General features: G+C 60.1%; 7 protein-coding genes. All 7 read left to right on the forward strand.

Annotated elements, in window-relative coordinates; translation table 11 throughout:
- The first annotated feature begins 51 nt into the window (after positions 1-51).
- The 7 genes from secG (at position 52) to AX760_RS18235 (ending at position 6,753) form a co-directional block, all read left to right on the forward strand.
- Positions 52-558: a preprotein translocase subunit SecG gene (gene secG, locus AX760_RS18205; RefSeq protein WP_071834415.1), complete on the forward strand. Its 507-nt coding sequence runs from the start codon at positions 52-54 to the stop codon at positions 556-558.
- A 142-nt stretch (positions 559-700) separates the two neighbouring features.
- Positions 701-2,338, forward strand: a complete 1,638-nt coding sequence (locus AX760_RS18210; protein ID WP_071834423.1) for a CTP synthase — start codon at positions 701-703, stop codon at positions 2,336-2,338.
- Positions 2,339-2,493: 155 nt separating this feature from the next.
- Positions 2,494-3,066, forward strand: a complete 573-nt coding sequence (locus AX760_RS18215) for a transglycosylase SLT domain-containing protein (protein ID WP_071834416.1) — start codon at positions 2,494-2,496, stop codon at positions 3,064-3,066.
- Between the two features lie 81 nt (positions 3,067-3,147).
- Entirely contained in the window at positions 3,148-4,038 is an 891-nt protein-coding gene (locus AX760_RS18220) for a VOC family protein (protein ID WP_071834417.1), read from the forward strand.
- Between the two features lies 1 nt (position 4,039).
- Positions 4,040-4,885: a 3-deoxy-8-phosphooctulonate synthase gene (gene kdsA / locus AX760_RS18225; protein ID WP_071834418.1), complete on the forward strand. Its 846-nt coding sequence runs from the start codon at positions 4,040-4,042 to the stop codon at positions 4,883-4,885.
- A 122-nt stretch (positions 4,886-5,007) separates the two neighbouring features.
- Complete coding sequence (gene eno / locus AX760_RS18230) at positions 5,008-6,282, forward strand: phosphopyruvate hydratase (RefSeq protein ID WP_071834419.1); 1,275 nt, start codon at positions 5,008-5,010, stop codon at positions 6,280-6,282.
- A gap of 162 nt (positions 6,283-6,444) precedes the next feature.
- Positions 6,445-6,753: an FtsB family cell division protein gene (locus tag AX760_RS18235; protein WP_071834420.1), complete on the forward strand. Its 309-nt coding sequence runs from the start codon at positions 6,445-6,447 to the stop codon at positions 6,751-6,753.
- Positions 6,754-6,836: the final 83 nt, after the last annotated feature.

Below are 6,836 nucleotides of genomic sequence, written 5' to 3' on the forward strand. Positions count from 1 at the left end.
CGCTTTTGCCTGCATGCCGCTTGAACGTGATCCAAGGCAGGACTGAACCAAATGCAGACCATATTGCTTGTCATCTATCTCATGGTTGTTCTCGCGCTGATCGGCGTGGTTCTCATCCAGCGCTCCGAGGGCGGTGGACTGGGCATCGGCGGCGGCTCCGGCTTCATGTCGGCGCGCGGTGCTGCAAACGCTCTGACGCGGACCACGGCGATCCTTGCGACGATGTTCTTCGTTCTGGCGCTGGGCATGGGCATCCTGTCGCGCTACGAGCCGAATGCAACCGACGTTCTTGATCGCATTCCAGGCACGACCAACACCGGCAACGGCGTTCTCGATTCGCTCGGCGGCACGACGACCCCACCGGTTGATCAAAACGCAGTGCCCAACGATTCCGGCGCGGCAACGACACCGGCGACCCAGACGCCCGTGACACAGACCCCTGTTACCACCCAGACGCAGACCCCGGCGACGACGATCCAGACGCCTGCAGGTGCTGCAACGACCGGAACACAGACGACGCCGGCGACATCCGGTTCGGACGTCCCGAGCGGCCAGTAAGATCTGGTCCAACGAACCCGCCGGCGGAAGACATCTTCCGCCGGTTTTCTTTTGCTTGCATTTCGCCTTTTGAACATTTCAACCGGAAAATTCTCCAATGTGGAATTTTTCGGTGGCGGAATCGATTTTGAAACGGTATCCGGTGAAGCCCATGGCGCGATATGTATTCATCACTGGCGGCGTGGTTTCGTCCCTTGGAAAAGGGATCGCCGCAGCTGCTCTCGGAGCGTTGCTTCAGGCCCGGGGTTACCGGGTGCGGCTGCGCAAGCTCGACCCCTATCTGAACGTCGATCCCGGTACCATGAGCCCGACACAGCACGGCGAAGTGTTCGTGACCGACGATGGCGCGGAGACGGATCTGGATCTTGGTCACTACGAGCGCTTTACCGGCCGCTCGGCGACCCGGACCGACAACATCACCACCGGCCGCATCTACAAAGACATCATCGACAAGGAACGCCGTGGCGACTATCTCGGCGCCACCGTCCAGGTCATTCCGCACGTCACCAACGAGATCAAGAACTTCGTCACCGAAGGCAATGACGAATTCGATTTCGTCATCTGCGAAATCGGCGGCACGGTCGGCGATATCGAGGCGATGCCGTTCATGGAGGCGATCCGCCAGCTGAAGAACGATCTTCCGCGCGGCACCGCCATCTACCTTCACCTGACGCTGATGCCCTATATCGCGGCAGCCGGCGAACTGAAGACCAAGCCGACGCAGCATTCCGTCAAGGAACTGCAGGCGCTCGGTATTCATCCCGACATCCTCCTGGTGCGCGCCGATCGCGAAATTCCGGAAGCCGAGCGCCGCAAGCTGTCGCTGTTCTGCAATGTGCGCCCCTCCGCCGTCATCCAGGCGCTGGACGTTGCCTCGATCTACGACGTTCCGATCGCCTATCACAAGGAAGGCCTCGACAACGAGGTTCTGGCAGCGTTCGGCATCGAGCCGGCGCCGAAGCCGCGCATCGAGAACTGGGAAGAGGTCGCCAACCGCATCCGCACGCCGGAAGGCGAGGTGACGATTGCCATTGTCGGCAAATATACCGGCCTGAAGGATGCCTACAAGTCGCTGACCGAGGCGCTCTATCACGGCGGCATCGCCAATCACGTCAAGGTCAAGCTCGAATGGATCGAATCGGAGGTCTTCGAGAAGGAAGACCCGTCGCCCTACCTGGAAAAGGTTCATGGCATTCTCGTGCCCGGCGGTTTCGGCGAACGCGGCTCGGAAGGCAAGATCCAGGCGGTCCGCTTTGCCCGCGAGCGCAAGGTGCCGTATTTCGGCATCTGCTTCGGCATGCAGATGGCGGTCGTCGAGGCGGCCCGCAACCTTGCCGGCATCGAAAAGGCATCATCGACGGAATTCGGTCCCACCGCCGAGCCGGTCGTTGGCCTGATGACCGAATGGGTCAAGGGCAATGCGCTTGAAAAACGCGCCGCTGCCGGCGACCTCGGCGGCACGATGCGTCTGGGAGCCTACAAGGCCAGCCTGAAGAAAGGCACCCGGATTGCCGATATCTACGGTTCGACCGAAATCTCCGAGCGTCATCGGCACCGCTACGAGGTCAATGTCGACTACAAGGACCGGCTCGAGGCCTGTGGGCTTGAATTCTCCGGCATGTCGCCGGATGGGGTTCTTCCCGAAACGGTCGAATATTCTGACCATCCCTGGTTCATCGGTGTTCAGTATCACCCGGAATTGAAAAGCCGTCCGCTCGACCCGCACCCGCTGTTCGCCAGCTTTATTTCAGCCGCGCTGGAACAGAGCCGCCTCGTCTAAGGGCGCTTGTTTTTCGACGACAATCTCTGGAACCCGGCCTTCGTGCCGGGTTTCTGCTTTTCGATGCCTGTGGCGCGCCGAATCGAGAATTGCATAAAAACGTCTTTTTAAGATTTACGGGTTAGTCATATCTCTGAAAGCGAGAGACACCTGCGATGCGTACTGCGTTCATCATCGCCCTGCTGTTGCTGGCCGGTTGTGCCACGACGCCGCGCCATACGAGAGATGCCTGCGCTGTGTTCGAGCAGCGGGACGGGCTTTTCGACAATTGGGAGCGTGCCGCCCGAAAGACCGAGCGCGAGTTTGGCGTTCCTGTCTCCGTCCTGATGGCGACGATCTACACGGAATCCGGCTTTCGCGCCAAGGCGCGGCCGCGGCGCACCAAGCTCCTGGGCTTCATCCCCTGGAAGCGCCTGTCGACGGCCTATGGCTATTCGCAAGCCCTGGACGGAACTTGGGATCACTACAAGAAATCAACCGGTCGCTGGGGTGCGCGCCGCACGAAATTTGCAGATGCCGTGCATTTCGTCGGCTGGTATCACTTCAACAGCCACCTGAAAAACGGCATTGCGCTGAACGACGCCTACAATCTCTATCTCGCCTATTATTCCGGCGATGCGGGATATCGGAAGGGAAAATGGCGTTCCAACGGGCCGATCAAGCAGGCCGCGCAGCGCTCCGCCAACCTCGCACGCACCTATGCCCAGCAGTTGCGCAGCTGCGATTGATCCCGGTCAGGCCGAACATTTTCTTGAAAATGTCTTGTAAAGCAGGCAAAGCACCAGCACAGGCCAGTTTCAAGGAAATCCATGACCGCAGCCCCCCGCGTCCCCCGTTCGCTCGATCACCTCGTCCTGCCCGTCGGTGATCTTTCTGTCGCGCGACAAAGGCTGCAGGCGCTCGGCTTTACAGTTGCCGCCGATGCGCGCCATCCTTTCGGGACGGAAAATGCCTGTGTCTTTTTTTCCGACAAAACCTATCTGGAGCCGCTGGCCGTTGGCCAGCGCGAGGATTGCGAGGCGGCCGCCATTGAAGGCAATGTCTTTGTGGCCCGCGACCAGGCCTATCGGTTCCGCCGCGGCCAGGATGGCTTCTCGGCCATCGTCGTCAGTTCCAGCGATGCCAGTGCCGATGATGCGCGCTTTCGACAGGCGGGCCTCTCCGGTGGCGCCATGCTCGAATTTTCACGGCCGATGCAACTGCCCGACGGCACGGCGGCGACCGGCCGTTTCCGGCTTGCCTTTGCCAGCGATCTGCGCGCCCCGGATTTCTTCTTCTTTGCCTGTGAGCGCGTCCAGCCTTTGCCGGCGGATCGCTCCGCGCTGGAAACCCATGCCAATGGTGTCATCGGCATGAGCGATGTTGTCCTGTCCGAGCCCAACCCGACGGATTTTCAGTATATCCTGCAGGAAGTCGTCGACGAGCGCGAGGTGACGGCCCATTCCTTCGGCATGGATATCGAGACGGCGAACGTCAAGATTTCCGTTCTCAATCCGGCCGGCATGCAAGGCTTTTTCGGTCGAAAGACCAGCGGCCATGCGCGTGGGCTGCGCGGTCGCGCCATCGTCCTCAAGGTCGCCGACCTCTCGGTGACCGAACATCATCTGGCCGCCCATGCGGTCGAATTCATCAGAAAAGACAATCGCCTGATCGTTCCGGAAGCGCCGGGGCAGGGTGTGATTTTCGCGTTCGGAGAATAGCATGCAGACCAATGCAAATGTAGTGGCGGGCTCCGGCGCGGCGCAGGTGGTTTTCTCCAACACGCAGAAACTGTCGCTGATCGCCGGTCCCTGCCAGATGGAAAGCCGCGATCATGCCTTCATGATCGCCGGCACGATGGTCGAACTGTGCAAGTCGCTGGGCCTCGGCTACGTCTACAAGTCGTCCTTCGACAAGGCGAACCGCACCTCGATCTCCGGCAAGCGCGGCATCGGTCTTGAAAAGGCGATGGAAATCTTCGCCGACCTGAAGAAGGAATACGGCTTTCCCGTCATCACCGACATCCATACGGAAGAGCAGTGCGGCCTCGTCGCTCCGACCGTCGATATCCTGCAGATCCCGGCCTTCCTCTGCCGCCAGACGGACCTTCTGATCGCTGCTGCAAAGACCGGCCGCGTCATCAACGTCAAGAAGGGCCAGTTTCTCGCGCCCTGGGACATGAAGAACGTGCTGGCCAAGTTCACCGAAAGCGGCAATCCCAATGTGCTGCTCTGCGAACGCGGCGCCTCGTTCGGCTACAACACGCTGGTCTCCGACATGCGTTCGCTGCCGATCATGGCGGGCCTTGGCGCGCCGGTTGTCTTCGATGCAACCCATTCCGTGCAGCAGCCCGGCGGCCAGGGCGCATCCTCGGGCGGACAGCGCGAATTCGTTGAAACGCTGGCGCGCGCGGCGGTTGCCGTCGGCGTGGCCGGTGTCTTCATCGAAACCCATGAGGACCCGGACAATTCGCCGTCCGACGGCCCCAACATGATGCACCTGAAGGACATGCCGCGGCTCCTCGAGACGTTGCTCGCCTTCGATGCCGTCGCCAAGCGGGCTGTGTGAATTTTTTCTGACGGCGCGGCGTAGCACGCCGCCGCCATTGTAATTTCGGGGCCATGAATTATGACAGGCCATCCGTTCACCACCATGTCTGAAGCGGGCATGTTTAAAGCAGGGAAGAGATCATGACTGCAATCATCGACATCATCGGCCGCGAAATTCTCGACAGCCGGGGCAACCCGACCGTCGAAGTCGACGTCTACCTGGAAGATGGATCTTTTGGCCGCGCAGCCGTTCCGTCGGGCGCGTCGACCGGTGCGCATGAAGCCGTCGAACTGCGCGATGGCGGCCAGCGTTATCTCGGCAAGGGTGTCGAAAAGGCCGTCGAAGCCGTGAACGGCGAGATCTTCGAAGCCGTCGGCGGTCTCGATGCCGAAGACCAGATCCTGATCGACGACACGATGATCGAACTGGACGGGACCGCCAACAAGGCGCGTCTCGGTGCCAATGCCATCCTCGGCGTTTCGCTCGCCGTATCGAAGGCCGCTGCCGCCGCTGCCGGCCTGCCGCTCTACCGCTACCTCGGCGGCCCGAACGCCCGTCTTCTGCCCGTTCCGATGATGAACATCATCAATGGCGGCGCCCATGCCGACAATCCGATCGATTTCCAGGAATTCATGATCGTTCCCGTTGGCGCCGACAACATCCGCGATGCCGTTCGCATGGGCTCGGAAGTCTTCCACACGCTGAAGAAGCAGCTCGCTGCCGACGGCCACAACACCAATGTTGGCGATGAGGGCGGTTTTGCCCCGGGTCTCGCCTCGGCACCGGCAGCCCTCGATTTCATCATGAAGTCGATCGAGAAGGCCGGCTACCGTCCGGGCGAGGACATGTACATCGCGCTCGATTGCGCCTCGACGGAATTCTTCAAGGACGGCAAGTACCATCTGGAAGGCGAAGGCCGCGTGCTGGAGCCGGAAGCCATGGCCGACTATCTCGCCGAACTCGCCGGCAATTATCCGATCTTCTCGATCGAGGACGGCATGGGCGAAGACGACTGGGACGGCTGGAAATACCTGACCGACAAGGTCGGCTCGAAGATCCAGCTGGTCGGCGACGATCTTTTCGTCACCAACTCCGCCCGCCTGCGTGACGGCATCAAGATGGGTGTGGCCAACTCCATCCTCGTCAAGGTCAACCAGATCGGCTCTCTGTCGGAAACACTCGATGCCGTCGAAACCGCCCACAAGGCGCGTTATTCGGCCGTCATGTCGCACCGCTCGGGCGAAACCGAGGATTCGACTATCGCCGATCTCGCGGTTGCCACCAATTGCGGACAGATCAAGACCGGCTCGCTGGCCCGTTCCGACCGCACCGCCAAGTACAACCAGCTGATCCGCATCGAGGAGCAGCTCGGTCCGCAGGCAAAATACGCCGGCCGCTCGATCATCAAGGGCTGACGCAAAGCCCGTAATGTCGGGGCAAGCCCAAGCCTGACGTTCGATACGACAATCCCGCATCCACAAATGGATGCGGGATTTTTTGTTGGCCGCGTCATGGTCAACGCTCGGTTAATCAATGGCTGCTAGCGTCATTCCTGTATTGCGTATCAGGGCATGAGCATGTGGACCAAACACCATAAGAAACGGAAACTGGGGCGGTTTGTCATGCCGCTCATCACGGTCGCCTTTCTTTCCTATTTCGGCTATCATTCCATGCACGGCGACTACGGGTTGCGTGCGACGGAGACGTTCGACCGTCAGAGTGCGGAACGGCAGACGCGTCTCGCAGCGCTGGTGACGCAGCGCGAAACCCTGGAAAGGGAGGTCGCGCTGATGAGCGACGGCTCGCTCGAACGGGATATGCTGGACGAGAAAGCCCGCTTCGCGCTGAATATGTCGCGTGCCGACGAAATCGTGATTTTTCATTGAGTCGCAAATTAACTGAAATCCAGTTAATTGAAATTTTCTATTTATTTTCATGTGTTTAAGAAGAATATAAGCCATGCAATTAT

It is taken from the genome of Pararhizobium antarcticum (assembly GCF_001885585.1).
Classification (GTDB): domain Bacteria; phylum Pseudomonadota; class Alphaproteobacteria; order Rhizobiales; family Rhizobiaceae; genus Pararhizobium; species Pararhizobium antarcticum.

Bases quoted from the DNA above. Each gene is read 5' to 3' on its own strand.
- secG (WP_071834415.1), top strand. From the start codon at position 52: ATGCAGACCATATTGCTTGTCATCTATCTCATGGTTGTTCTCGCGCTG.
- AX760_RS18220 (WP_071834417.1), top strand. From the start codon at position 3,148: ATGACCGCAGCCCCCCGCGTCCCCCGTTCGCTCGATCACCTCGTCCTG.
- kdsA (WP_071834418.1), top strand. From the start codon at position 4,040: ATGCAGACCAATGCAAATGTAGTGGCGGGCTCCGGCGCGGCGCAGGTG.
- eno (WP_071834419.1), top strand. From the start codon at position 5,008: ATGACTGCAATCATCGACATCATCGGCCGCGAAATTCTCGACAGCCGG.
- AX760_RS18235 (WP_071834420.1), top strand. From the start codon at position 6,445: ATGTGGACCAAACACCATAAGAAACGGAAACTGGGGCGGTTTGTCATG.
- AX760_RS18215 (WP_071834416.1), top strand. From the start codon at position 2,494: ATGCGTACTGCGTTCATCATCGCCCTGCTGTTGCTGGCCGGTTGTGCC.